This is a genomic window from Methanosphaera sp. WGK6 (assembly GCF_001729965.1).
Lineage (GTDB): Archaea > Methanobacteriota > Methanobacteria > Methanobacteriales > Methanobacteriaceae > Methanosphaera.
The window spans coordinates 97,298-123,795 of the sequence record NZ_JRWK01000003.1 but is presented as its reverse complement, the minus strand read 5'-3'; the positions used below and the strand labels follow the sequence as shown (position 1 = coordinate 123,795).

The window sequence follows — 26,498 nt, the reverse complement described above, 5'->3', positions numbered from 1 at the left end:
TAAAATGATAAGTGATGTATTAGATAACATAATTGATAAAAGACAAAATTTAACAGATGAGGAAGCATATGAATGTATGGATGATATAATCAGTGGTGACTACCCTGATGTAGTTATTGCATCATTTTTAATTGCATTGAGAATGAAAGGAGAAACTATTGATGAAATCACAGGATTAACTAGAAGTATGAAAGACCATGCTATCCCTATTGATTATGATCCTGGAGAATATTTAATAGAAACTTGTGGAACAGGTGGAGATGTATTTAAAACATTTAATGTAAGTACTGCTTCTTCAATAATAGCTAGTGCTGGTGGAGCTAAAATATCCAAACATGGAAATAGAAGTGTAAGTAGTAAGTTTGGTGGTGCAGATGCTCTTGAAGCACTAGGTATAAATATTGAACTTACACCAGAACAAGTCGCTAATTCTATTGATAAATGTAATTTTGCATTTATATTTGCACCAATTTACCATCAAGCTACTAAAAATGTTATGATGTTAAGAAAACAATTGAAAACAAGAACTGTTTTCAATTTATTAGGTCCAATTTCCTGTCCAAGTAAAGTAACTGCAAGATTAACTGGTATTTATGACCCAGACCTTGTTGAAACTATTGCTAAAGTAGCTTCTAATTTAGGTGTTGAACGTGGAATGATTGTTCATGGTTTTGATCAGGATGGTAATCCTGCTATGGATGAAATTTCAAATATTGGAAAAACAAAAGTTGCATTTATTAATCATGGAAACATTGAAGTTAAATACATTACACCAGAAGACTTTGGTTTAGAATTTTGTAATCCTGAAGATATAATGGCACCAGATAGTCCTGAAGAACATCTTGAAATTATTTATAAAATATTAGATAATGTAACTGAAACTAGTAAAGATAAGGCTAGAATGGATTTATGTTTAATGAATTCAGCAAGTATACTTTATTTAACTGAAAAAGTTGATTCATTAAAAGAAGGTGTGAAATTATCAAGAAAACTTATTGAAGATGGAACAGCTAAAAAACAATTGGAAAAAATTATCAAATATAGTAATGAATAATTTCTTATCTTAACCTCCCCTTTAATTTTTTCTTATTTTAATATTTAAATTAAGTAATGAATATATTATTTAAAAACATAATTAGTACTATAAATGTATAAACTTATTTAAAATAAAAAACAGTACTGATTAATATGACAAAAATAGTTATTATTGGAGCAGGTCCTGCTGGTCGTTTTGCATCTATGGCTGCTTCTGAAGAGGGAAATGATGTAACACTTATTGAAAATAAACATATTGGTGGAAAATGTTTAAATCAAGCATGTATGGTTGTATGTGCATTAAGTGATGTTTCTAAGCATGTATTAGATGCTGAAAATTTTGATGAATTAGGAATTATTGAGTCTAAACCTGTTGTAAATTATAGTAAAGTTACACAAATTATTAAGGAAACTCAGAAAAAAATACGTTCTGTTATTACTAATGAAACTATTAACACGGGTGTGGATTATGTTCAGGGAACTGCTGAAGTAGATAGTGTAAGAAAAGTAGTTATAGTTAATGAAGATGATGAATATGAATATGATAAATTATTAGTTTGTACAGGTTCATCACCTTTAATTCCAGATATTCCTGGAGTTGAAAAAGCTCTTACTTATAAAGATACTTTAAAGATAAAAGAAATTCCTGAAAAATTAGTTATTATTGGTGGAGGTTCTACTGCTGCAGAATATGCTGGAATCTTTTCAAGTATGGGTAGTGAAGTTGAAATATTATGTAGAACTCAATTCCTTAAAATATTAAATGACCCTGAAGCTGAAGAGTATATTGTACGTAATTTACTTAAAAATACAATAGTACATGAAAATGTTGAAATTAAAGAGATTACAGATAGATCAGTCATTACAAATTTTGGAGAAATTGAAGGGACTGTTTTACTTGCTACAGGAGTAACCCCTAATTCACAACTAGTTAAAAATACAGTAGAATTAGATGAAAATGGATACATATTAGTCAACGAATACATGCAAACATCAAACAAAGACATATATGCTGCAGGTGATGTTATTGGTGGAATTCAAGCTACACCCGTGTCACGTATGGAAGGAATGACTGCTATTAAAAATATTATGGGTAATCACATAGCTGCAGATTACTCATATATTCCCTTAACTATAACACTACCCTATGATGTAAGTTATGTTTTAGGCCACCAAGTATCAAATATTGGAACCAAAACATCAATTCCAGGAGCAGCAGGTCCTGGAACTTTCTGGAAAATGTTAAATGGAAAAACAGGTTATACAAAAGAAGTTGTTAATAGTGATGGTGAAATTACTGATATCCTTTCTATTGCCCCTTCAAGTAGTATTGCACTTCATTATATGATTAAATTAATAAAAGATGGAAATAAAATAGATAATTTTGATAACTTCATAGAAATTCATCCAACTACTGATGGAATTTCTAAATTAACTGGATACTTCAAACGTTATTTATAAAAAAATATTCCAATAAATTTAAAAAAAAAGTATGAGAAAAAAGTTATATAACTTTAACTCATATGTTCTAATACAAAGTTTACTAAATCAGAACTACCATTGAGAATACCTATTGAATATTTAGTAGCCCTTTCTTGCATATATTCATAATTAGATAAAGCACTAGTTATATTTTCAGTTATATTTTCAACATTACTTTCTATAACAGCACCATCAAATACTTTTGAAAGCCCATGATATCTACCATACTTAACACCAATTACTACAACTACAGGTATTTCACATGCTAAAGTTTCATGTAATGTTAAACCATCATCAGTTATAACAGCTAAGTCAACTAAATCATATAAGTCATCAATATAATTAATATAACCTAAATTAATAATATTTGGATGATTAATAATGTCATTTATATCATCATGTAATGGATCACCAACTACAAATATATTCACATCATCATTCTCTTCTGCAAACTTACGTGCTGCCTTTGCCATATCATCAAAAAGTGTTGAACCTGATGCGAATAATATTGATTTTTTATTAGAGTCAAATTGATTAGGTAATTTATCCAAAATATTTTCTTTATTTCCTTTAATAATATCTGTTTTAATAGGTGAATAATTAGTATTTACAGCATATTTTGATTTTACTGAATCAATAGTGAATAATGGAGATTCTGGTAAAAGTAATGTTGGATTAAGTTTAAGTGACAATTTTGTATCTGTTGGTGTTGCAACCACACCTATTGCTGGAACTCTAGCTAATTTAGCAGATAAACAACCTATTACTGCACCACCACCAATAACGCCAATAACACCATCAGCATTTTCTTTTTTAATTAAACGAGCTCCTGAAATTGAAGCTTTAATTGTTTTTAATGCTGCTTTGAATAATTTTGATTTTGATGCTGCATGTCCTCCTGCAGCAGGTATAGGTGATTTAAGCCATTCTATACCACGTTTTTTAAAGTAATATCCAGGAGCACTTGGATCTAAAACAATTTTTGAAGAGATGTTTTTACTTTTTAATGCTTTTGCTATATTGTATGCAGTTACAGCATCACCACCAATACCCCTTCCCGTTACAAAAATTAATAATTTCATTAATAAACACCTGATTATTTTATAAAAAAATTGAATATTGTGTTAAATAATTCTTTAATTAATCATATATTAAATATATCTAATAAATTAATTGATTTAAAAAAAAGTTAATATTTACTAAAAATTAGTTAAAATAAATAGAACATGATAATAAAAGTTATTTTTATTTAAACAGGTACTGTTGACTAAAGGTTAAAATTATTATAAAATAAATAATAATTATTTTTTACAGTGCATTAATTTCAAATGTAAATTAGTTAAAACATCCTTCTGATGTGATTTATTTGAAATTAGATTATGCTAATTGAATTTGAAAAAATAGCTTTAGCCAACAATTAGTTTAAAGATTAAGCAGGATTTCCTTCATCATCATATACTTCTATACATTCACCTGTACAATTATCTGCTGCTTCTTTGTATATTTCTGCATCATCTATTTCAATTTCATCAACATCATCATCCCTTATTGACCCAACAAGTGTTGCTAAATCATCATCATCAAAAGCAAATAATGTATCATCAATTTCTATACAATTTCCACATATAGTGCAGTCTTCTCTTTCTAAAACTACTTCATACATTTATTAATCTCCCTGAATAATATTAGTATTATAGAGATAGATTTTAATATAGTATATATATAAATGTTTTGATTTGAAATATTGATTTATAGAATTTTAGTTAAAAGTCCTGAATTGTTACAAAACCATTATTTTTTTATAAATTTAAGTTCTAATATAAACTAACTAATAAAACAATGAAATCTAATTAAAATAAGTTTTATGATAATTTAAAAAAAATAGTAAATAAAAAAAAAGAAAATTAAATAAATCCTTCTTCATCTTCAGCTAAAGAAATCTTTTTATTCAATATATCTTTTTTTGATTTTTTTGATTTAAATGGATTGTATACTAATCTTCTTCCACCTAATTTTATTAAAAGAGAATTTTTAATGGTGGGATGTTCATTTTCTAAAATTAATCTTCTGAAAAGATCACCTAATCCACCACCTGTTAAAACATCCATTACAAAATCACCGAAAGTTGGTGTGTCTATGTGTAAATAATATGTTAAATAATACCTTAATGTTTCTTCACGTAATTTAGCAATTATTATTGCTGTGATTAAGAATAAAATTAACATTATTATAAATTCTACCGGATAGAAAACTGTAGGTGCAATTGTTTTAGTTATTGTTGCTGAAACAAGAGCAAAACAAATACCTAATGCCACACCAAATGAATGGTTTCCAATTTCTCCCATCATAATATATCCAGAATAATCCTGTGATATATAACCTAAACAAATTAATAATAACAATATAGGTATATAATATGATGAAGAATGGAATAATGTTAGTATTGTAAATGATACTACAGACATTATTATAACTGTAAAACATGCTGTACCTGGTTGCATATCAGCAATATTTAATATTTGTACCATTAATGCTACTAGTATAGCTACTGGCCCCATTATCAAATAACCATATATCATAACTACTAATATCCCAATTCCTCTAAAGAATTGACCTATTTCCATGTATGAACCAAGACGTTTACGTCCTATTAAATCATCAATAAAAGCCATAATTCCAATTATAGCTATTAAATAGTTATATGGTTCTGGGAAAAATAATACCATTACTAAAAATGGTGCTATACCAACACCTCTTGGAATTCCACCTCGAATGTTTTCAAATAGATTTCCCTTTATCTTAGAAAATAATACTGTAAATATTATTGTCAAAATTAATGTTAGAAAAAATGCAACTATCCACATTTGATAGATTTCCATAAATTCACCTTAAATCTACTTGTTAAAATATTACAAATAATATCTCATTATATTATTATATAAATTATATAAATTATAAAATTATCCATCATATATTAAATAGGATATCTTAAAAATACTGCAATAGAACCTAATGCTTCTAGTTGTTTACCTGCATCATGTTCACTACTTATAATTACAACAGTTCCACCCATATTTTCAGTTATATTCATTATATTTTGAATATTTTTTTCTTTTACTAAATTATCAAGTACTAATAATTTTTCACTAGCCCCCATATTTGATGCTGTTGATACTTGTTTTTGTCCATAAGTTACCATATCTGATGATTTTCCAATTTGTTCTAGTAGTTTATTTACAAGTGACGTTTCTGATGCTATTTTAGCATCCTTGGATAATGATTCAATTAACCCATTTTTTAAAACTTCTTGTATTCCTGCATGACCACCAGCACCAGTACTTTCTAATATTGCTTTTTTACATAACTCAGACTCATATTCTTCCAAATAATTATAATATCCATTCTTTGTAAATCCAGGACCTATAATAATTAGTTTATTTACTGGCCCATGTTGATTAATTACTTGAGTCACATCTTCATAGTATTGATTAATTTTTTCATTACGATCTTTTTGAATATTTCTTTTTCCAGATATATCTCCAATTATTGGACCTACATATTCAATACCATATTGTTTTATTATCCCAAGGTCTGTTGTGTTATCTTCCATTGCCACTATAATTTCTGTTGGTCGTTTAGATGCTTCTATTGCTAGATTTAACCTATCTAATGACCATTTATTCCAGTTTTTTTGTATTTTTATACTATTGTTTATTTGAACATTTATTGTGTGATAAGAACCAATAGGTACTAATTCTTCAGGTCCTGATTCTATAATTCCAGTGAATCTTAGCATTCCCGTGTATTTATGAAAACTTATTTTTTCTACACGAACACCTAAATAGAATGTTTTTTTAACTCCTCTATCTGCTCTTGTTTTACCACTATTATTATCTTGAATTCTTCGAGTAGTTAATGTAGAAATATAATCATTTTTTTCAACTATGTGGGATAAATGCCATAAATCATCAATTGTTTCAGGAATTAATTCGATTAAACCTATTTTTTTATCTTGATTTTTTATTTGCATGATGATTGTTTCCTTTTTTAAAATAATTTTTTTTATCTTATTATTATTTGTATTTTTATTGATTTTTATAATTAAGTAATACTAATTTAGTATATAAGTAATACTTTTATATTATGAAAAATAAAAGAATAATTATAAAAAAAAATTTCAAGGTGAATTAAAAATATCATTATGAATGAAGAACAGAAAAAAAGATTAGTAAAAGCAATTGAACAAACAGAAGCATGGGAACGTATACCTACAAATATTGAAGGCGTATTTGTCGTTAAAACACCAGAACAAAATAATAATCAGACAGTATTTGTAGAAATAAATCCATCAGTTCGAGGACAGCCCATAAAACGAAGAGGATTATATTTAAAAAGTAATAATGAATTAACTTCATTTACTGAAATTCTAAATAACCCCAAAGTAATGGAATTACTTGAAGTTATAAACAAATATTACAGTAAACATAAGATACCAAGAATAGAAATATAAAGAAATAAAAATAAAAATAAACATTATAGATAAAAGGATTGATGTTATGACATGTGATAAAAATATTAATATTACCATTATAGGAGGTACACGAGGTTTAGGTAAATGGATTGCAGAGAAACTTAAACAAGATGGTTTTAATATTACAATCACAAGTCGTAACAAAATTTCAGGATCAAAAGTAGCTAAAAAAATAGATGTTAATTATAGTGATAATAATATTGAATCTATAAAAGATGCAGATATAATTATATTTAGTGTACCTATTGAATATATGATTCAAACAATTAAAGAAGTCGCACCAAATGCTCCTGAAAATTCCTTGTTGATGGATGTTACTTCTGTAAAAACTGAACCTGCTCAAGCACTTAAAGAATATGCTCCTAGAAATACAGAGATATTACCATGTCACCCTATGTTTGGACCACGTGTTCCTTCAATTGAAGGTCAGTCAATTATATTAACACCTGTTGAGGATAGATGTGAATTATGGTTTGATAAAGTATACCAATATCTTAAAAAACAAGATGCTCATATTGTAATAAGTACACCTGAAGAACATGATAAGACTATGAGTGTTGTTCAAGGATTAACTCATTTTTCATATATTGCAATTGCATCAACTATTAGAAAATTAAATATAAGTGTTAAAAAATCAAGAGAATTCGCTAGTCCTGTTTATAGTTTAATGTTAGATATGATTAGTCGTATTGTTTCACAAAACCCCTATTTATATTATTCAATACAAAAATCAAATAAACAAACAGCAATTTCTAGAAAAATATTAGTTGAAGAATGTGAACGATTAGCAAAACTTATTGATGAAAATAATGAACAGGAATTTGTAGAAGATATGAGTGATTCTGCAAAACATTTAGATGAATATGAAGAAGCATTAGGTAGATCAGATAAAGCTATTAGTAGTTTAACTCATGATTTGAATGTTATTAAATCATCCATTGGAAAAGAAAAAGGGTTTGAACATCAATATTCTAAGAAAATACATATAGGTATTATACAATCCATGGATGCTGATACTGTTACTATAAAAAATTTAAGAGATAAAATCATAACTTTAAAAATATCTAATATAAATATATTATCTGATGAAGAAACATATGAATGGAAAAAGAAACATTTGAAACAATATATGTTTGATGTTTCAGTTGTTTTACCCTGCACTAGTGATGAGAATATATTATTAGATTTATTAAATAGTATTGATGAAGTTATAGATATTCATGTAAAAGACATATATTTAGGTAAACAAATCAAGGAAGGTTATAAAAGTATAACTTTCAATTATACTACTTTTAGTAAAGAAGATAGATTTATTGTTGAGAAATATTTAATAGGTATTGGTGGATCTATTAGATAAATATCATCACCTTTTTTTTATAAAATAGTTTGTTATATTTATTTTTGAATAATAAAATAATATATTTTTAAATTAACCGAAAAGTATATATACTATTACGATGAAACTTATTATTACAAAAAGTAACTAAAAGATGATACAAAAATAATAATTAAACAACATTTATATATAGAAATACATAATTATAATTACAAAAAGTAAATAAAATAAATAAAAAAAAATATGGAGGAAAACATTATGGAAAACGAATTAAAATTAAAAGTAGCAGAAGCATTCTCACAAAGCGACATAGGCCAATCAGTAGCACGTATTGATCCAAAATGTATGGAAAAATTAGGATTAAAAGACCATGACATTATTGAAATAGAAGGCGACAAACTTACAACAGCAAGTGTAATGGCATCACAATCCGATGTAAGCCTAGGCATACTCAGAATAGATAGCTATCTTAGAAAAAACGCTGGAACATCCATTGGAGAACAAGTAACAATACGAAAAGCAGAAATCAAAGAAGCAAAAAAAGTAAAACTAGCACCAGTAGACCAAGAAATTGCAATACAAGGAAACTTAAACGGAGCATTCTTAAACAGAATAGTAAATAAAGGAGATATCATAGTAACAGGTGTTAAAAAACAACAACCACGAACAAACATGGGTTTTGATGACTTCATAAATCAAATGATGATGTCCAATATGGCATCCATTGGTGAAATTAAACTAGCAGTAATAAACACAAGACCTTTAGGTCCTGTAAAAATAACAGAAAATACACATATAGAAATGGAAACAAAACCAGTAGATCCAAGTAAATATGAAGGATTTGATAATCTAATAGATGTATCCTACGAAGACATAGGTGGACTACAAAATGAAGTAAAAAAAATACGAGAAATGGTTGAAATTCCACTTAAACGACCAGAATTATTCAAACAATTAGGAATATCAGCACCAAAAGGAGTATTATTACATGGCCCACCAGGTACTGGAAAAACACTACTTGCAAAAGCAGTAGCAAATGAAACAAATGCACACTTCATAGTAATCAATGGTCCAGAAATTATGAGCAAATATGTTGGAGGATCAGAAGAACAATTAAGAGAACTATTTGAAGAAGCAGAAGAAAACAGCCCATCAATCATATTTATAGATGAAATCGATGCTATCGCACCAAAACGAGCAGAAGTAAGTGGAGATGTAGAACGAAGAACAGTAGCACAACTTCTCACATTAATGGATGGTCTTAAAAGCAGAGGAGAAGTAGTTGTAATTGGAGCAACCAACAGACCAGATGCAATAGATGAAGCATTAAGAAGACCAGGTCGATTTGATAGAGAAATAGAAATAGGTGTACCAGACAAAGATGAAAGAAAAGAAATACTTGAAGTACATACACGAAATATGCCACTAGCAGAAGATGTAAATCTTGATGAAATTACAGAAGTAACCCATGGATTTGTAGGAGCAGATCTAGAAGCACTATGTAAAGAAGCAGCAATGAGAGTACTTAGAAGAATACTTCCAGAAATACAAACTGATAAAGAAGTACCAGCAGACGTACTTGAAAAAATGATTCTACAAAAAACAGATTTCAAAAATGCATTAAAAGAAATTCAACCATCAGCACTCCGAGAAGTATTAGTACAAATCCCTGATGTAAACTGGGACGATGTAGGTGGATTAGATGATGCAAAACAAGAATTAAAAGAAGCTGTAGAATGGCCACTTAAAAACCCTGAAAAATTCAAACAATTCGGAATCACACCACCAAAAGGAGTAATTCTTACAGGAATACCAGGTACTGGAAAAACATTACTTGCAAAAGCAGTAGCAAATGAAAGTGATGCAAATTTCATATCTGTAAAAGGACCAGAACTATTATCCAAATGGGTAGGAGATTCTGAAAAAGGAATACGAGAAATATTCAGAAAAGCAAGACAAACAGCACCTACCGTAATATTCTTCGATGAAATAGACTCAATAGCATCCGCAAGAGGATATGGAAATGATAGTGGTGTAACACAAAGAGTTGTAAATCAATTACTTACAGAAATGGATGGAATGGAAGAATTACATGACATATCAGTTATAGCAGCAACAAACAGAAAAGACATCATCGACCCAGCATTACTAAGACCTGGACGATTTGATAGACATGTAGAAGTAGGTCTTCCAGACCAAAAATCAAGAGAAGCAATATTTAAAGTACATACAAAAGACATGCCACTAGCAGAAGATGTTAACATTGAAGAACTTGCTAGAAGAACTGAAGGATTTGTAGGAGCAGATATTGAAGCAGTATGCCGTGAAGCAGTACTATTAACATTAAGAGAAGATCTTGAATCAGTAGAAGTATATATGTCCGAATTTGAAACTGCAATGAAAAAAGTTAAACCAATAAAAGAAACAGAATCAGTTTCATACAACTAAATACTCAAAACCCCTATAATATAGAATTTTCCTCTTCTCCCCCTACTTTTCTTTTATTAAACTATTTTTTTATTTTATTAATCCAATTCTTATAAAACAAGTAATATATTCTAAATTATATATAAAATACTAATAACTAACAAATAGATATATTATATTAATAAATATTTTTCGAAGAGGATGAATTTAATGACATATGACATAAAAGATATTAATTTAGCTCCAGAAGGAGAAAAGAAAATCAAATGGGTTCAAAGACATATGCCTGTTTTAGAAAGTATCAAAAAAGAATTTGAAGAAACAAAACCATTTGAAGGAATCACTATTGGATCCTGTTTACATTTAGAACCTAAGACAATAAACTTAGGTCTAACATTACAAGCAGGAGGTGCTGAAGTTGTAATGACTGGATGCAACCCTCTATCAACACAAGATGATGCGACTGCTGCAGGTGCAAAATTAGGATTAAACATGTATGGTTGGACTGGTCAAACTAACGAAGAATACTATGAACAATTAAACAAAGTATTAGATTATGAACCAGACATTGTTATTGATGATGGAGCCGATTTAATCTTTTTAATACATAAAGAAAGACCAGAATTACTTGAAAAACTAAGAGGTGGATGTGAAGAAACTACAACAGGTATTCATAGATTAAAAGCTATGCATCACGATAATGCATTAAAAATACCAGTTATGGCTGTAAATGATTCATATATGAAATATTTATTTGATAACAGGTATGGAACAGGACAATCTACTTTTGATTCAATTATGGGAACAACAAATTCTGTAATTGCAGGACAAACTGTAGTTGTATGTGGTTATGGATGGTGTGGAAGAGGAATTGCTATGAGAGCAGATGGTCTTGGGGCAAATGTAATTGTTACAGAAGTAGATCCTATTAGAGCACTAGAAGCAAAAATGGATGGATACAGAGTAATGACTGTTCAAAAAGCACTTGAAGAAGCAGATATTGTAGTAACAGCAACAGGTAATCGTGATATTATTTCTGGTGATGACTTTAAACATGTGAAAGATGGTTGTATGTTAGCTAATTCAGGTCATTTTAATGTGGAAATTAATGAAAATGATCTTGCAGCTCAAGCAGTGAATAGAGAATTATTAAAACCAGACATTGAAGGATTTGAAATGCCTGATGGACGTAACATCTACCTATTAGCTGGTGGAAGACTAGTGAATCTTGCAGGTGAACATGGACAAGGACATCCTGCAGAAATTATGGATTTAAGTTTTGCAATGCAAGCATTATCAGCGAAAAGATTATTAAATGAAGATATGGAACCTGGAGTTTATAAAACAAGAGATGAAGTAGATACTGAAATAGCAAGATTAAAACTTAAAGCTATGGGTGTAGAAATAGATCAATTATCTCAAGAACAAGAAAAATATATGAATAGTTGGGATGTTGGTACATAAATAGTTTTATGTATTCACTCCCCCATTATTATCTTTTAAAACCAATTTTCAAGGCTAGTTTGTGCTGTTTTTTGTTGTAATTTTTTTATTGCATTTGTTGTTCTTAGTTCATCAAAATCATGATCCCCACATAAAAAATCAATTAATTGTTCTTTTTTAGGTCTTCTGAATGTTAAATCATAATCTGTAACAACATCAGGATTCAGGAATATTTCTCTTATTAAATCAGGATCTACTTCCATAGTTTCATCTAATTCTCTTAAAGCATTTTCTAATGTTCCATGTTTATGTATGAGTTTAATTCCTTTTTTAGCACCAATTCCATATACTCCTTCATTAAAATCAGTTCCTACAAGCATTGCTACATCCACTAATTGTTCTCTTGTTAATTCTAGTTCTTTTAATGTTTTTTCGAGTGATATTAATTCTAGATTTTTAGATTGTTTTTTGGATAATCTGAAGTTTTTAAGCATTCTTGTTGCTCCAAATTGAAGACAATCATAATCTTGTGAAACAACTGCCCATGCATCATTTTGAGCTACCATGTATGATGCTTGTGCTTCTCCTTCTGTTTTTGATTGTATGTAGGGTATACCCATTAAATCAAGTAATTTTTTAGAGGATTCTATTATTTCACGATTGATGTGTGTTGTTCTTGCAGCATATTTTCTTGCATTTTCCACATCTCCCGCATTTTTTGCTTCAATGTATTTTTGTTCTGATTCTTTTTTAACCTGAATTCTTTTTTGTTGGGTTTCTTTTTTTAGTTCGGGAGCTTTTCCATCAAATACATATACTGGTTTTATTTCTTTTTCAATTAGTGTGGCTGTTTGAAACATTATTCCATTTAAATGTGATGTTATATTACCATTTATGTCTTTTAATGGTGTTCCATCTGCTTGTCTCATACTTGATAAGAATTTGTATATTGTATTTGAAGCATCAATTGTTAGTATTTTTCCTCGTAATTCTTTCATTCCAATAGGTTCTGGATTTGTTATGTCTTTAAATTTTACTCCCATTATATAGTTCCTCCAAATTATTAGTTTTAGTTATATAAAATCTGTTTTGCTTTTTTATTATCAAAATTTGATTTAAATCCATCAAGATATGCATTTGTGAAGAATTTGATTCTTCTATATTTATGATCATCAAATACTAGTATTCCTATAATTGTCATGAGATAATTTTTTAGAATTGTTGTGTATAATGATAGTTTGTTTTCAGAATATTTTCTCCCAATCCATATGAGATTTCTTTGCATATAATAGTTTATCCATAGTTTGTCATATGGTCGTCTATTTGCTGTTATACCAAGTACTGTTTTTTTAAATGTTCCTTTTACACTACCTTCTGCATGTTTTATTATACTTTTAGGTATTAATTTAATTTTTCCTACACTTCTAAGTCTAATACAGTATTCTAAATCATCTGTATGTATGAAGAATTCTTTTTTTGGAAAACCAATTTTTGTTATTGCTTCTCTTTTTACAAGTAATCCTACAAATGATACCATATCTATATCTTTTACTGGATTTTTAATATCTTCATCTGTTATGTGTTCTTGTATGGGTAGTCCATGTTTAAAGTTAAAGTATCCTCTATGATGATATAATATATTATCTTCTAGATCTAATTTTAGACTTGCTAGTCCTACTGTATCTTCTAAGTTGAAGTATGGTTTTAGATTTTCAAGACATGTTTTTGTTGGAAAAGCATCATCATCCATTATCCATATAAAATCATAGTTATCGTCATATGCTTCTTTGACTCCATGATAGAATCCTCCAGCACCACCTATGTTTTCAGGTAAATGAATGTATTTGATTTTTACTTCATCATATTTTGTTTGTGATGTCCATATTTCATTTGTATTTATGATTGATGTTTGAGTTAGATAGTTGTTTTGTTTTAGTAGTTCTGGTGTGTTGTCTGTTGAGTTATTATCTACTATGTATATTGCATCAGGTTTTAATGTTTGATTTAATAGTGAATCTAGACATTTAATTAATAGTTCTTTACGATTAAATGTTACTACTACTGCACATACTGTGTTGTTCATAGGTATTCCTTGTTTAATTTTTTATGCCAATTCCATGCTGTTTCAATTATTTGTTTTATATCTGTGTATTGTGGATTCCAACCTAGTGTTTCTTTTGCTTTTTTTGAACTACCTATGAGTATTGCTGGATCCCCTTCTCGTCTTTCTGTTTCTATTACTTGGAATTCTTTGTTTGTAACTTCTTTTACAGATTCTATAACTTCTTTTACTGAGAATCCTTGTCCATTTCCTAGGTTAAATTGATTGCTTTCATTATTTTTTTCTAGATATTGAAGTGATTTTATATGTGCATCAGCAAGATCAGTAACATGAATATAATCCCTTATACATGTTCCATCAGGTGTATCATAATCTGTTCCAAAAATTTTAATATTTTCTCGTTTTCCTATTGCTGCATCTAATATTAATGGTATTAAATGTGTTTCTGGGTTATGCCATTCTCCTATTATTCCAGATGCATCAGCTCCTGATGCATTGAAATAACGAAGTATTACTGATTTTAATCCATATGCTGTATCATAATCTTTTAATATTCTCTCAACCATTAGTTTTGTCCATCCATAGGGATTTATTGGATTTTGTGGATGGTCTTCTACTAAGGGTATTTTTTGAGGTATTCCATATGTTGCACATGTAGAAGAAAATATGAATTTTTTAACATTGTGTTTTAACATTACATGCAATAAATTCATTGTGTTTACTACATTGTTGTTATAATATTTTTCAGGATTTGTTACTGATTCACCTACATCTATAAATGATGAGAAATGCATTACTGCAGAAATATCATATTTATTAAATACTTCATCTACATCATCAATATTACTTAAATCACAGTTGCATAGTCTACCCCATTTAACTGATTCTTCGTGTCCATAACTTAGATTATCTAAGACAATTGTTTCATATCCTGCTTCATTTAAAGACTTATTTACATGAGAACCAATATATCCGGCTCCACCAACAATTAAAATCAAAATAATAAACTCCTAATTTTTTTTAATAAAAAAATATTCTATAGAATAGATATATCATTATAAATTTAAAAAATTATCTAAAATAAAAATAATAAAATTCATAGACCAAAAGGAACTAAGGTTATAAAAAAAATAGAAAAGATGATGAAAACTAATCAGATAGTATAATATTCACCATCAGCACGTCTTACTTTATTTAATAACTTCTTATTTTCTAGAGATACAATAATATTATATGTTCTTTTAGGTGTGAGTTCTAACTCACCATATAATAATGCACCTTCTAGTATATATCGTGGAACATAACCTTCATATTTAGATATGACCTCTTGGATAATTACATAAGCATCTTCTTCTGTTTTATTTAACATGAATTTTTTTAATTCAGATTTATTTTCCACTACTTTAATTTCTTCATTTAAATTATCATAAGTTACTTCTTTAGTATTCATATCTACTTCAAGAAAATGTTTATTTTGAAGAGAATTAAGTAAATCCACAACTTCTGTTTCAGATACATCTAGAATTTCCCTAATAGTTTCATAGGAAATACTTGTAGGATATTTATCAATATTATTTTTGATTAATAATAAAATTTTATTTTCATCTTTAGTAATTATCTGCAATTAAATCCACCCATATTTAATTTCTATTAATACATTTTCTTATTTCTAATTAATAACACATTCTATACTTCCAAAAAAAAGCCCCATTATAACATTGAAAAGTACAATTTAATCAAATTAAATTAGAAAATAAAAGAATTAAATAAATATAATTAACAAATAATAATGTATAATAATTATTATCTAAAATAAATAATGACAATATTATTTAAATAAAAAAAAATATGAAATAAGAAATTTTAAAAACATGAAAATTAATGATAAAATTTTTGATAGGATGACTTACATAGATAATAATTAAGAAAATAAGTGAACATGAAAAAATTAAAAAAATGGAGGTCTAAGAAGAAATGTTAGAACCATTATATGGTAAAACAATAGAACGTAAAAAAGAAATCACCACATTTTTCAATGAACTACAAAACAGTATTGATACCTCAAAAATAAGAAAAGATTACACAGAATACATATTTACTAAAGATAAACAAGATAAAGTATTTGCAGCAATAGATGGTAGTTTTAACAAAACAAAATTCATGGCATACTTTGTATATGCTATAGACAGCCAAACAATAATATCAAGTCCAACTGAAGGCATGTTAAAAGAATCAGCAACATGTGATATTAACATCATATCAACAATAAGAAGTAAAAATATGGATAGTTTATTATCACAACACATGAATATACTAGAGCTTAAAAGTACAATAGATACACTACAAAAACATGAAGAAATAGACTATATGTTAATGGATGGATCAATACGTGGAACACTAATGAATTTCAAAACAAACTATGAACTAGATTCTGATATAACTCGAACTTTAAAAGATTATAGTCGTGAACTTAAAAAATCAATAGAAAACAAGGATTTCCCATTAGAAGTTACAACCATCACCAAAAAATCAGAAATTTTACTTAAAGTACGTGAAGTAATTGAGGAGAAAAAACTAGAAATAGCCATTGATGAAATAGAATTTGATGTTCTCAGATATTTTGAAGGATTAGAACAACTAACTTGTATAACACATCTTTTAAACCACTATAAAAATAAAATAATTTGTATTTCAAAAACAAGTAGTACAAAAGACTTCTTTAATGAAAAAATACCTGATGCAGCAGCAATTGAATATTCTTGTAAAAAACCAGGACTTAGTAATTTAGTTCCTAAAGAAAATAATAAAATGGTAAGATATGACTCAATAGGACAAAAATTCCTCATAGAATATCCTATTAATTCAAGCGAATTAACAGACATTACCTATACTGTATTTTTCACAAGACTAGATAATCACTCAAATGTATTGAAAATAGAAATTCCACGAACAATAACCCACGAAAAAGCAATACCATTACTTGAAGAAATATACAGTACATGTATTGATGGCTACCCATACATACTAAAAAAAGCACATAATGAAGTTTTAATCACCAATGAAGATATGAAAGACATTATAAGAAAATTAGAAATTTTTGAAAAAACAGGACGTGACATGTTAAACTAATTAGATAAAAATGGAGGATACTTAAATGACAGAAATAATAGGTAGATGTATTGGAGAAACAAGTCCTATAAGTGTAGGATTTGTATCTAAAAAAACACCAGAAGTTGGAGAATATGTATATTTAGAATACAATGATAAAATAGTTCTCGGAATGATAGATTCACTACTTAGAGGAAGCACAACACTAGATGAAAGTATTAGAAATCCCGAAACAATAGCTAAAATTCTTAATATTGAAGGTGACTTAGACCATTATATTAGAGGAACCATTACAATTCTAGGAGATAAAGATGAACTTAAGATACCACGAACTCCTGCACCACCAGGTACTGAAGTAAAAAAGGCAGATAAAGAACTACTCCAAGAAATATTCCAACAAAATAATGGAATTGAAATAGGTTCAGTACTTACAGAACCAGATGTTCCAATAAAACTAGATGTAAATAAAATGGTATCACGACATCTTGCCATACTTGCTATGACCGGTGCAGGTAAATCTAATACAACATCAGTTATACTAGATGAATTACTAGCTAAAAATGGAACAATAATAGTCTTTGATATGCACTCCGAATATAGTAATATTAAATTTAAAAATGGTGGTAAAAAAACATTTACAGCAAATATAAATCCAAGAGATCTAAAAATCCACGAATATAAAGACTTAGCAACAATCCCCGATAGTGCAGTTAATCAGGAAAAATATTTGCGTGATGCATATGAATATGCAAATGATCTTATTAATAACAACAAAGCTCCAGAAAATGTTAATTTCATAGATTTAATGCTTGAAAATCTTAGTTCAACATTACTAAGTATGCAAAATGAAGATAAGAAAAACAAACATGAAGAAACAGTTCAACAAGTTATATTCAAACTAGAAGATATGAAACGGAAATATTCTACATTACTTGAATCAGTAGATACATCAGATATTGTAGATTCAATAGCTCGTGGAAAAGTAAATGTAGTGAGTTTAGGTTCTGTTGATGAAAGAGCAACAGACATCATAGTAAATCACACATTAACAAATATTCTAAAAAGACGAAAAAACACGAGAACAGGTAAAAGTGGACAACAACTAGAATATCCAATATTTTGTGTAATTGAAGAAGCACATATCCTTGCAGCAGAAGGTAGAAGCACAAAATCTAAAAGTATAATTGGAAGAATTGCAAGAGAAGGACGTAAATTTGGTGTGGGGCTATGTTTAATAAGTCAAAGTCCTAAATCATTAGACAGTAGTGCATTATCACAAGTAAATAATATGATAATACTTCGTCTGGTAGAACCAGGAGATCAATCACATGTACAGAGAAGTAGTGAAAGTTTAAGTGAAGATTTACTAAAACAACTCCCATCATTAAATGTAGGTGAAGCCGTAGTACTTGGTCAAATGACTAAAATACCAACAATGGTAAAAGTTAAAGAATTTGAAGGAACAAGTATTGGTAGTGACTTAGATATTCTTAAAGAATGGGAGAAAGCTAAACGAAAAGAAGAGTTAGAACGTGAAGAACAAGAAGAATTTATAGATGATATGGGAATATAAAAATGACAATAAAAATAGCACACATTGCAGATACACACCTTGGATACAGACAATATGGATTATTGGAAAGAGAAGAAGACTATTATGAAGCTTTTGAAAATATAATTGAAGATATTATTAAAAAAGAAGTAGATTATGTTTTACATGCAGGTGACTTATTTGAAACACCACGTCCACCAATTAAAGCAATACTATGTGCCCAGAAAGGATTTGAAAAATTAATGAAACATGGAATTCCAGTATATGTTATAGCTGGAAATCATGATATTCTTCAAAGACAAAACACAACCCTTCCACAAGAATTATTTGAAAATGAAAACTTCCACATTATAAGTACAAAAAATAATCATTATATATTAGAAGAATCCATATTTCTTGGAGGATTACCATATCTATCCAAAAATATGGAAAATAGAATCCATGAAAAATTACTGGAAATAACAGAGATATCTAAAGAATATAAATGGAAAATATTAATGTTACATGGTTCTCTACAAAAATATTTCCAAATCGAACCAGAATTTGAATTAAATACAATTCCCGATGGTTATGATTATTATGCTATGGGTCATTTACATAATCGTATAATGGACACTTTTAAGAATGGACAATTATCATACCCGGGTTCTACAGAAATTAGAACAAAAGCTGAACTGGAAGATTACCTAAAAACAGGTAAAGGATATACATTAATAACAATAGATGACACTAAAATAACTCCAGAATTCATAAATTTAGAATTGAAAAGAGGATTCTTCAATGAAATAATTAACTATCCAAATCTAGATGTGGAACTAGAAGAATTAAAAAATAAAATTGAAAAAAGTAATGCTGATGGATTTAAAAAACCTATTGTTAATTTAACTATAAGATATGGTGATTTTGATAGGTCAGAAGTAGATGAAAAAATAAAAAATGAATTAGGTGAAATAACATTAACTCTTAGAATGAAATTTGAACCTACTCAAAATGATGATGAACTAATAAACAACATTGAAGAAAATAATTTAACACCAGAACATGTTATAAAAGAAAAATTAGAAACAGATTATGGTGAAGAGATAGCAACACTAGGACTTGAATTATACAAGCAACTATCCATCAAAGACTTAAATAATGCTAAAGAAGTTGCTGATATATATTACAATAAATTATTTCATAAAGAAGAAAACTAGGAGAATACCATGATATTAAATAAATTAGAACTAAAAAATTTTAAATCATATGAACATACCCTAATTGAATTTAATAGAGGTATTTCACTAATACTTGGTGAAAATGGTGCAGGAAAATCAACAATTCTTGAAGCTATTAGTTATGCATTATTCAAAGATACAACAGGAAAAATAGATGATTTAATCCGTAAATCTCCAAAAACCAATGATGTTATTGAAAACATGTTAGTAACATTATATTTTGAACACAATGGTACTCATTATAAAATAGAAAGAGGAAAAAATAAAAGTAAATCAGTAGCTGAATTATATTTCCAAGAAAATGGAAAAAATCACTTGAAAGCCAAAGGAGATAGAACTGTTAACCATGAAATTCAAAATCTAATTGAAATGGATTCAAAATCATTCCTAAATGCAGTTTATATACGTCAAGGTGAAATTACTGATCTTGTTGAAAAAACAGCATCAGAGAGAAAAGAATTCATAAGCAAACTATTAAATTTAGATGCTCTTGAAAAATCATGGGAAGAAATAAAAACACTAATTGACACATACAAAGAAACACAACAAGAAAATATTGGGAAATTATCAGAATATGACAACCTAGTTCAAGACAAAGAATACATAACTAAAAAAATAAAACACACCGAAAAAAGTATAATCTCATTAAATTCAGATAAAGAAAAACTAGAACAAGAACTAGAACAAAATAAAATAAATATGAAAAAAAAGTGATTTAAAGAAAAATGAACATGATACTCTAATGAACTTACTTAAAGAAAAACAAACAACACTAAACCTAATAATACAACGAAAAGAGAAAATAGATGCAGAAATTAAATCTATTCTTACAGATGAAGAAAAAATAAAAAAAATAGAAAAAGAAATAAAACCCTTACCTAAACTAAAAGAAATCACAGAAATAAAACAAGAACAAACACAACTAACCCAACAATTAAAACAAATAAATGAAACAATAACCCACATTACAGAAACCGAAAATAACATTAAAAATACACAAAAAGACCATGATAATTACTTGAAATTAAAAGAAACACTTGCTCAACTTGAAGAGAATAAAACTAAATTAAGTGAAGAAACAAAGATAAATGAACTTAAAAAACAAGAACTACACAGCAAACAAAATGAAAGAGAAAATATAAATAAAGAAAATAGAATCCAACTAGATTACATTCAAAAAATTTTCAAAAATGATACCTTAACCAGTCTTGAAGAAATAGAAAAAATAGTTCAAAATGAAAAAGAAAAAAATAATGCATTTAAAGAAATTCTTGAAAAGAAAATAATGAACAATGAAAAAGAACTAAGCTCCTTGGAATCTACAATTAAAACTATTAAAAAATCCCTAAAAGATCTCAAAAATACAAAAGATAAATGTCCAATATGCCAATCAGAAATAAGTCATTCAAAACATGAACAATTATCTCAAAAATATGAAAATGAAATAATAAATGCAGAAACTAGAATTGAAGAACTAAAAGAAGCAAATAAAAAACAATATACCTCATTAAAAGAATTAAAAGAATATGAAGAATCTGTTGGAAAAATTGATCTTTCATTATTAAAAAATAGAAGTAATGAATCAGTTAAATTATATAAAGACATTAGTCAAATAAAAGATTATCTTAAAAGTAGATTAAATATAGAACAAGACTATCAAGATAATCAATCTGAAATAAATAATATTAAAGAACAGATAAATTCACTAGAAAACAATTACCAAAATCATATCCATTATACTAAAACATATGCCATTCTACCTTCAATTGAGGATATTATAATAAAAAGAGATGAATATGAATCTGAAATTGTTGAAAAAACAAATAAAATTAAGGAGATTATGACAACAGTACGTGTTAAAGATGATATTCATAGAACCATTAAACACCTTGAAAAACAAGAACAAAAATACCATACCTTACTTGGTAAAATTCAAAACAAAGAACAATTATTACACGAACAACAAGATACAAGTGAGCAAATAAAACAAGACCATATAACTATTCAAGATATTTCATCAAAAATTCATGAATTATCCTATGACTTTGAAGAACATGAAAAAATACATAATAAATATACATTATGTGATAAAAAACTCAATGAAATTAAAACAAATCTAGCAGTTGAAGAATCAAACAGAACTAGTGATAAAGAAAGATTAAGTGAAAAAACAGAAAAAATTAAAGAACTAGACCAAATTAAATTAGAACAAAATAATCTCACAGAATATATTAAATTATTAACTAAAATCAGAGAAGTATATAGTAAAGATGGTGCTCAGAAAGATTTAAGAAATTCAATTAAACCACAAATCGAAAAAAATACTATGAACTTATTTAATGAATTTGATTTCCCATATCCTGAAATAAAATTAGATGAAGATTACAGTATTACTGTAAAAAATGGAAATAGCACTCTTAATTTAAACATGATTAGTGGTGGAGAAAGAATTGCACTTGCCCTTTCATTAAGATTAGGTATTGCTAAAGTAATTACTAAAAATAAAACAGAACTATTAATTCTAGATGAACCTACAATACATCTTGACGAAGAACGTAGAAAAGAATTAGTTGATATTATTGGTAAAATTAATTTTGTTCCACAAATGATAGTTGTTACACATGATAATGAAATGGAACCCTTAGCAAATAATATTATTAAAATTAACAAAGAAAATGGAATATCTTCATCTGAAGAAATTTAATAATATACAAAAATACTTCTTTTTTTAAACTTTTTTTGAAAAATAATGTATTATGTTAAAAAAATTATTTTAGGGTTAAGATAAGATTATTAAAAAAATAATAAAAAATTAATATGATACTATACCAATAAAAACAATTTTAATGATAAACCCCATTTTATACCATATTAATTGTAATCTCTACTAAAAAGAAGGAGATTGAAGAAATCAAAATTACATTATATTATATTTTTGAAGTAATAAGAATTCATCTGTGGTTAATTTTTTACCATCTTTGAATTTTTGGAAGATTTCTTCTGCTTCTTCTTTTTCTCTTACATCATTATCTGATTTTTCTTCAGCTTTTCTTCCTTTAGGAGCTGCTTTAGCTTGATCCATGAATTTATTAACTTTTCTAATTTCAGAAAGTTTTGCTTTAACTTCTTCATGTTTTGCTGTAGCATTGTTTCTGGAATTTATGAAGTCTTGGTGTTTTGCATCAGCTTTTTCTCTGATTCCATCTATTTGATTGAAGTATTCAATCATTTCTTCATGTATTGCTTGTGCTTTGTCAGATAATTCTACTACTTTTTGATGGAATTGTTCTGATTTTTCTTTTAATTGAGCTGCTGTTTTTTCTTCTTCTTCATCACTTTGAATTTTTTTGAGTTGTTTTGTTAAATCAGATACTCTTTTTACAAGCTCATTTTCTTTTCTGATGTCTAATACTTTTGTTTGTATTGTTTTATCAATTTTATTGATTTCTGCTTGTATATTTGAGATTTCTTTTTTACCAGAATTCCATTCTACTTTTTTGAGTTCTTCATTGCATTCGTTTCTGAGATTTTTGTTTTCTCTTACTTCTTTGTTTATTTCGTCACGAGTGTTTCTTTTCTCTAAAGCTATTTTTAATGTGTCTTTGAGTTGTTGATTTAATTCGTCACGTTCTTTTCTGAATTCTTTAGTTTCTTCATTCATTTTATCTCTTACATTTTTGAGATCTGTGAGTTCAGCTTCTAAAGTTCTTTTACATTGAAGTAATTGTTGGAAGTTGAGTATTGAGTAATCAATTGTTTCTTCTTCTGAAGCATCTTCTGTAGCTTCTTCTGTTTCTTCAACTTCTTCTGTAGCTTCAGTTTCTTCTTCTGCTACTATTTCTTCTTCAGTAGTGGTGTTTTCAGTTACTTCTGGTTCTTGTTCAATTGTTTCTTCTACTACTTCTTCTTGAGTAATTTTTTCTTCGTCTGCCATTATATCAAGTACCTTCCTTAGGTCTTTTTCATTTATTTCAAAATCAGCATTTTCTCTTAAGATTGGTTTTGCGTTAAATGCTATTCCTATTTTAGCATTTTTAATCATTTCAAGGTCATTTGCCCCGTCACCAATTGCGGCACATTCATCCAATGTTATTCCTATGTCATCGACTAATTGTCTAAGTACATCAACTTTGTTTTGTGTTACTAATGGTCCTGAAACTTCTCCAGTAAGTTTTCCATTTTCTACTTCTAGAATATTACAGAATGCATAATCAGCATCTATTTCTTCTTTTATTCTTTCAGCCATAACATCAAAGCTTCCTGTGATGATAGCAATTTTATATCCCTGTTTTTTTAATTCTGATGCTGTTTCTATTGCACCATTGTTAAGGGGTATATCTCTTAATGCTTCATCTATCTCTTCAGTACTTATGCCTTCTAGTTTTTTAACTCTTTGTCTTATTGATTCTTCAAAAGGAATTTTTCCTTGCATTGCTTGTAATGTTATGTCACTTATTTCGTTTTCAATACCTTTTATTTTTGCTATTTCATCTATTGTTTCCGTGTCTATTAAGACATTGTCTAGATCAAATACTACCAATTTAATCAAAAAATCACCGATTTTTTTTAATAAAATAAAACAAGAATGATAAATTAATTGAGGTATTATTAATCATTTTATTTATTATATTAGATTTTTTTTAAGAATATTATTCTTATATTTTCTATTTGTTTTTCTTAATAAATTTATTTTACCTTTTTTTCATCTTATTTTTTTTATTGATTGTTGTGGGTGTTTATGTTGGGGGATTATTTTGTTGGAGTATAAATAAATTATCTCATTAATATTGGATTCATTTATAGTAAATCTACTCTTCAATTAGGTATAATTCAATTAATCTTTCTTTAGTTTTTTGAACACCTAATAAAGCTTGATCTGCTGTTTTTGCTCCAGTACATACTACTTTACCAGATCCAAATAATAATAATACTACTTTTGGATCAGATAATCTGTATACTAAACCAGGGAATTGTTCTGGTTCATATTCAGTATTTTCTAAATCTAATGCAACTGCTTCTAGATTTAGAACTTTACCTAGGTTTGCTGATGCAACTATATTTTGAATTTTTATTTCAAATTCTTCTGGTATTTCTGTATCTAACTCTCTTATTCTATCTACAGTCATGTGAATTGCTTTTATAGAGTCTTCAATGCACTTTGCTCCAGTACATACTAATTTACCAGATCCAAATATTAAAGCAGCAGTTTTAGGGTCTTTAAGTTTAAATACTAATCCAGGAAATTGTTCTAAATTGTATTCAACATTTTCTAAAGCTGGTGCGATTCTAGGTAATTCTAATGATTTACCTAAAGTTGCGGATGCTACGATATTTTCAACTTTAATTTCTACATCTGCCATTATTTCTCCTCCATTTAAGTGATAAAAAATTTAGCATTAAATATGTAACGAGAGATTACTATTAATAAAATAGTTAAGTACCATAATTATAAATAAATAATAATTTATAAAAAGTTATTTCTTAGAAAATTTTAATCCATATCTTGGGGTTTAAGAAACTTTTACTACAATCACTCATTTTAGTTTTTTTTATATTATCTTTTTTAAAAAAAATACCAAATAACATATTATGTATTTATATATGTATCTTTTTACTTTATAAATATACCTATCAATTAAAAGTGTAAAAAGAATAAAAATAATAAAACACTAACATATTAAACAATAGTGATAGTATGATTGAAGTAGAAATGAAAGCTAAAATAAATGATAAAATAACAGCTCTAGAAAAAATTAAAGAAATTGGTGGAATTTATTCTCATAGTGAAAAACAGCATGATATATATTTTAATTCATCAGAAAAAGACTTTAAAAAAAGTGATGAAGCTCTAAGAATTAGAGAAATACCTAATGGTGAAGAATTTAAATGTATATTAACATACAAAGGACCTAAATTAGATTCAAAAAGTAAAACTCGAAAAGAAGTAGAAGTGGAAATTGATAATACAGAAAATATGACTGAAATTCTCGTGAAATTAGGTTTTAGACCAACAGCTATTGTAAATAAAGTTAGACGCATATTTAAGTATGATGAATATACTATAACTTTAGATAAATTAAATAAGTTAGGATATTATATGGAAATAGAATACGTTGCTGAAGAAGATAGTGATATTGAAGAAATTAGAAACAATATAATAGAAGTATTTAAGAAAATGGATATAACATCAGGTTTTGAAAGAACTTCATATCTAGGATTATTAGAACAACTTGAATAACAAATAATATTAATTAAAAAAAATAATATACATATATAATTTAACATATTAAATAAAATTAATTTTC

The 26,498-nt window shown here is 27.5% G+C and carries 22 protein-coding genes; 12 read left to right on the top strand and 10 right to left on the bottom strand.

Annotated elements, in window-relative coordinates:
- The first annotated feature begins 4 nt into the window (after positions 1-4).
- Both trpD and NL43_RS02530 read left to right on the top strand, forming a co-directional pair.
- Positions 5-1,054, top strand: coding sequence for an anthranilate phosphoribosyltransferase (gene trpD, locus NL43_RS02535; protein ID WP_069592476.1), 1,050 nt, complete (start codon positions 5-7; stop codon positions 1,052-1,054).
- Positions 1,055-1,188: 134 nt separating this feature from the next.
- Positions 1,189-2,496: an NAD(P)/FAD-dependent oxidoreductase gene (locus NL43_RS02530; RefSeq protein ID WP_069592475.1), complete on the top strand. Its 1,308-nt coding sequence runs from the start codon at positions 1,189-1,191 to the stop codon at positions 2,494-2,496.
- A gap of 53 nt (positions 2,497-2,549) precedes the next feature.
- On the opposite strand, the gene NL43_RS02525 is transcribed toward NL43_RS02530, so the two are convergent.
- The 4 genes from NL43_RS02525 to NL43_RS02510 all read right to left on the bottom strand — a co-directional run bounded on the left by NL43_RS02525 (position 2,550) and on the right by NL43_RS02510 (position 6,547).
- Positions 2,550-3,599 (bottom strand): glycosyltransferase, encoded by a 1,050-nt coding sequence (locus tag NL43_RS02525; RefSeq protein ID WP_069592474.1) that lies wholly within the window; start codon positions 3,597-3,599, stop codon positions 2,550-2,552.
- Positions 3,600-3,946: 347 nt separating this feature from the next.
- Positions 3,947-4,180, bottom strand: a complete 234-nt coding sequence (locus tag NL43_RS02520; RefSeq protein ID WP_069592473.1) for a ferredoxin — start codon at positions 4,178-4,180, stop codon at positions 3,947-3,949.
- Between the two features lie 241 nt (positions 4,181-4,421).
- A complete protein-coding gene (locus NL43_RS02515) occupies positions 4,422-5,396 on the bottom strand; it encodes a cell wall biosynthesis protein (RefSeq protein ID WP_069592472.1) in 975 nt (324 codons plus the stop codon).
- A 95-nt stretch (positions 5,397-5,491) separates the two neighbouring features.
- Positions 5,492-6,547, bottom strand: coding sequence for an mRNA surveillance protein pelota (locus NL43_RS02510; protein WP_069592471.1), 1,056 nt, complete (start codon positions 6,545-6,547; stop codon positions 5,492-5,494).
- Between the two features lie 171 nt (positions 6,548-6,718).
- Between NL43_RS02510 and NL43_RS02505 the strand changes: the two genes are divergently transcribed.
- The 4 genes from NL43_RS02505 to NL43_RS02490 all read left to right on the top strand — a co-directional run bounded on the left by NL43_RS02505 (position 6,719) and on the right by NL43_RS02490 (position 12,275).
- Complete coding sequence (locus tag NL43_RS02505) at positions 6,719-7,027, top strand: hypothetical protein (RefSeq protein WP_069592470.1); 309 nt, start codon at positions 6,719-6,721, stop codon at positions 7,025-7,027.
- Positions 7,028-7,073: 46 nt separating this feature from the next.
- Positions 7,074-8,405 (top strand): prephenate dehydrogenase, encoded by a 1,332-nt coding sequence (locus NL43_RS02500; RefSeq protein ID WP_069592469.1) that lies wholly within the window; start codon positions 7,074-7,076, stop codon positions 8,403-8,405.
- 234 nt (positions 8,406-8,639) lie between these two features.
- A complete protein-coding gene (locus tag NL43_RS02495) occupies positions 8,640-10,832 on the top strand; it encodes a CDC48 family AAA ATPase (protein ID WP_069592527.1) in 2,193 nt (730 codons plus the stop codon).
- 189 nt (positions 10,833-11,021) lie between these two features.
- Positions 11,022-12,275 carry an adenosylhomocysteinase gene (locus NL43_RS02490; RefSeq protein ID WP_069592468.1) on the top strand — a complete coding sequence of 418 codons (1,254 nt, stop codon included), beginning with the start codon at positions 11,022-11,024 and terminating at the stop codon, positions 12,273-12,275.
- A gap of 35 nt (positions 12,276-12,310) precedes the next feature.
- On the opposite strand, the gene fen is transcribed toward NL43_RS02490, so the two are convergent.
- The 4 genes from fen to NL43_RS02470 form a co-directional block, all read right to left on the bottom strand.
- Positions 12,311-13,297 carry a flap endonuclease-1 gene (gene fen, locus NL43_RS02485; protein ID WP_069592467.1) on the bottom strand — a complete coding sequence of 329 codons (987 nt, stop codon included), beginning with the start codon at positions 13,295-13,297 and terminating at the stop codon, positions 12,311-12,313.
- Between the two features lie 26 nt (positions 13,298-13,323).
- Positions 13,324-14,337 carry a glycosyltransferase family 2 protein gene (locus tag NL43_RS02480; protein ID WP_069592466.1) on the bottom strand — a complete coding sequence of 338 codons (1,014 nt, stop codon included), beginning with the start codon at positions 14,335-14,337 and terminating at the stop codon, positions 13,324-13,326.
- Positions 14,334-15,314: a UDP-glucose 4-epimerase GalE gene (galE, locus tag NL43_RS02475; RefSeq protein ID WP_069592465.1), complete on the bottom strand. Its 981-nt coding sequence runs from the start codon at positions 15,312-15,314 to the stop codon at positions 14,334-14,336. The genes NL43_RS02480 and galE overlap by 4 nt, the downstream gene beginning before the upstream one ends.
- 155 nt (positions 15,315-15,469) lie before the next feature.
- Positions 15,470-15,940 (bottom strand): hypothetical protein, encoded by a 471-nt coding sequence (locus NL43_RS02470; RefSeq protein WP_069592464.1) that lies wholly within the window; start codon positions 15,938-15,940, stop codon positions 15,470-15,472.
- A 350-nt stretch (positions 15,941-16,290) separates the two neighbouring features.
- On the opposite strand from NL43_RS02470, the gene NL43_RS02465 reads away from it, so the two are divergent.
- Genes NL43_RS02465 through NL43_RS02445 form a run of 5 tightly spaced genes read left to right on the top strand, consistent with a single transcriptional unit; the run spans position 16,291 to position 22,897 of the window.
- Positions 16,291-17,445 (top strand): DNA double-strand break repair nuclease NurA, encoded by a 1,155-nt coding sequence (locus NL43_RS02465; RefSeq protein WP_069592463.1) that lies wholly within the window; start codon positions 16,291-16,293, stop codon positions 17,443-17,445.
- 25 nt (positions 17,446-17,470) lie between these two features.
- The gene (locus NL43_RS02460; protein ID WP_069592462.1) at positions 17,471-18,997 is read left to right on the top strand and encodes an ATP-binding protein; all 1,527 of its coding nucleotides are present in this window, start codon (positions 17,471-17,473) and stop codon (positions 18,995-18,997) included.
- Between the two features lie 2 nt (positions 18,998-18,999).
- Entirely contained in the window at positions 19,000-20,172 is a 1,173-nt protein-coding gene (locus NL43_RS02455) for a DNA repair exonuclease (protein ID WP_084790347.1), read from the top strand.
- Positions 20,173-20,181: 9 nt separating this feature from the next.
- Positions 20,182-20,907, top strand: a complete 726-nt coding sequence (locus tag NL43_RS02450) for an AAA family ATPase (protein WP_069592461.1) — start codon at positions 20,182-20,184, stop codon at positions 20,905-20,907.
- 28 nt (positions 20,908-20,935) lie between these two features.
- Positions 20,936-22,897: an SMC family ATPase gene (locus NL43_RS02445; protein WP_069592460.1), complete on the top strand. Its 1,962-nt coding sequence runs from the start codon at positions 20,936-20,938 to the stop codon at positions 22,895-22,897.
- Between the two features lie 213 nt (positions 22,898-23,110).
- On the opposite strand, the gene serB is transcribed toward NL43_RS02445, so the two are convergent.
- Together serB and NL43_RS02435 are read right to left on the bottom strand one after the other, a co-directional pair.
- On the bottom strand, positions 23,111-24,733 hold the full coding sequence (serB, locus tag NL43_RS02440) for a phosphoserine phosphatase SerB (RefSeq protein ID WP_371325639.1): 1,623 nt from the start codon (positions 24,731-24,733) through the stop codon (positions 23,111-23,113).
- A 268-nt stretch (positions 24,734-25,001) separates the two neighbouring features.
- On the bottom strand, positions 25,002-25,553 hold the full coding sequence (locus tag NL43_RS02435) for a TATA-box-binding protein (RefSeq protein WP_069592458.1): 552 nt from the start codon (positions 25,551-25,553) through the stop codon (positions 25,002-25,004).
- A 335-nt stretch (positions 25,554-25,888) separates the two neighbouring features.
- Between NL43_RS02435 and cyaB the strand changes: the two genes are divergently transcribed.
- Positions 25,889-26,431 (top strand): class IV adenylate cyclase, encoded by a 543-nt coding sequence (cyaB, locus tag NL43_RS02430; protein WP_069592457.1) that lies wholly within the window; start codon positions 25,889-25,891, stop codon positions 26,429-26,431.
- Positions 26,432-26,498 lie beyond the last annotated feature (67 nt).

Bases quoted from the DNA above. Each gene is read 5' to 3' on its own strand.
- trpD (WP_069592476.1), top strand. From the start codon at position 5: ATGATAAGTGATGTATTAGATAACATAATTGATAAAAGACAAAATTTA.
- NL43_RS02530 (WP_069592475.1), top strand. From the start codon at position 1,189: ATGACAAAAATAGTTATTATTGGAGCAGGTCCTGCTGGTCGTTTTGCA.
- NL43_RS02525 (WP_069592474.1), bottom strand. From the start codon at position 3,599: ATGAAATTATTAATTTTTGTAACGGGAAGGGGTATTGGTGGTGATGCT.
- NL43_RS02520 (WP_069592473.1), bottom strand. From the start codon at position 4,180: ATGTATGAAGTAGTTTTAGAAAGAGAAGACTGCACTATATGTGGAAAT.
- NL43_RS02515 (WP_069592472.1), bottom strand. From the start codon at position 5,396: ATGGAAATCTATCAAATGTGGATAGTTGCATTTTTTCTAACATTAATT.
- NL43_RS02510 (WP_069592471.1), bottom strand. From the start codon at position 6,547: ATGCAAATAAAAAATCAAGATAAAAAAATAGGTTTAATCGAATTAATT.
- NL43_RS02505 (WP_069592470.1), top strand. From the start codon at position 6,719: ATGAATGAAGAACAGAAAAAAAGATTAGTAAAAGCAATTGAACAAACA.
- NL43_RS02500 (WP_069592469.1), top strand. From the start codon at position 7,074: ATGACATGTGATAAAAATATTAATATTACCATTATAGGAGGTACACGA.
- NL43_RS02490 (WP_069592468.1), top strand. From the start codon at position 11,022: ATGACATATGACATAAAAGATATTAATTTAGCTCCAGAAGGAGAAAAG.
- fen (WP_069592467.1), bottom strand. From the start codon at position 13,297: ATGGGAGTAAAATTTAAAGACATAACAAATCCAGAACCTATTGGAATG.
- NL43_RS02480 (WP_069592466.1), bottom strand. From the start codon at position 14,337: ATGAACAACACAGTATGTGCAGTAGTAGTAACATTTAATCGTAAAGAA.
- NL43_RS02465 (WP_069592463.1), top strand. From the start codon at position 16,291: ATGTTAGAACCATTATATGGTAAAACAATAGAACGTAAAAAAGAAATC.
- NL43_RS02460 (WP_069592462.1), top strand. From the start codon at position 17,471: ATGACAGAAATAATAGGTAGATGTATTGGAGAAACAAGTCCTATAAGT.
- NL43_RS02455 (WP_084790347.1), top strand. From the start codon at position 19,000: ATGACAATAAAAATAGCACACATTGCAGATACACACCTTGGATACAGA.
- NL43_RS02450 (WP_069592461.1), top strand. From the start codon at position 20,182: ATGATATTAAATAAATTAGAACTAAAAAATTTTAAATCATATGAACAT.
- NL43_RS02445 (WP_069592460.1), top strand. From the start codon at position 20,936: ATGAACTTACTTAAAGAAAAACAAACAACACTAAACCTAATAATACAA.
- NL43_RS02435 (WP_069592458.1), bottom strand. From the start codon at position 25,553: ATGGCAGATGTAGAAATTAAAGTTGAAAATATCGTAGCATCCGCAACT.
- cyaB (WP_069592457.1), top strand. From the start codon at position 25,889: ATGATTGAAGTAGAAATGAAAGCTAAAATAAATGATAAAATAACAGCT.